This is a genomic window from Saccharopolyspora elongata (assembly GCF_004348985.1).
GTDB classification, from domain to species: domain Bacteria; phylum Actinomycetota; class Actinomycetes; order Mycobacteriales; family Pseudonocardiaceae; genus Saccharopolyspora; species Saccharopolyspora elongata.
Genome location: NZ_SMKW01000248.1, coordinates 1 through 702, shown reverse-complemented (window position 1 = coordinate 702; position 702 = coordinate 1). Strand labels below are relative to the sequence as shown.

General features: G+C 65.4%; 1 protein-coding gene. It reads left to right on the top strand.

From position 1 onward, the window contains the following. Positions 1-702: DUF222 domain-containing protein (locus tag E1288_RS46550; protein ID WP_328592584.1), on the top strand; the 702-nt coding region annotated here is incomplete at both ends.

The following is a 702-nucleotide window of genomic DNA, read 5'->3' as shown; positions in this document are numbered from 1 at the left end:
CGACTGTGCAGGCCATGCCTCAACAGTCGGCGGTGTCGTGCACCGATGCTGAGCTCGCGGCCCGTATCCAGGAGCTAGAAACCGAGATGCGGATGCTGCTGTGGGAACAGCTGCAATACATCGCCGAGGCCGACCACCGGGCAATTCACGCCGAGACCACCGCCCGGTCGCTGCACGTCTGGTTGCAGGGGCTGCTCAACATCGACCCGCGTGACGCGAAAACGCGTGTCACAGTCGCCCGCAATGTCGAGGACCGGCAAACCTTCCACGGTGAGCTCATGCCTCCTGATCTGCCCGACACGGCCGCCGCCTTGGCCGAGGGTGCGATCGGGCTGGAGCACGCGCGTGTCATCGTCAACGGAATCCGGCGTTTGCCCGAGTACGCGCGCTGCCACCAGGTTGCCGAGGTCGAATCAACGCTTGCGGGGTATGCGCGGACGATGTCGCCGAGGGAGTTGGAGAAACTCGCCGAACGCATTCGCTACCTGCTGGATCAGGACGGTGCGTTCCGCGATGAGGAAGCCCAGCACGAAGCACGCGAGTTGTACTACGGCACCACCCGGGACGGGATGACTGTCATCAAGGCGAAGCTGGACCGGGAGACCGGGGCGAAGTTCGCCGCGCTGATCGAGCCTCTTGCCGCACCCCGCCCTGAGATCGACGGAGAGAAGGACCCGCGCACGGCCGGGCAGCGGAATGCTG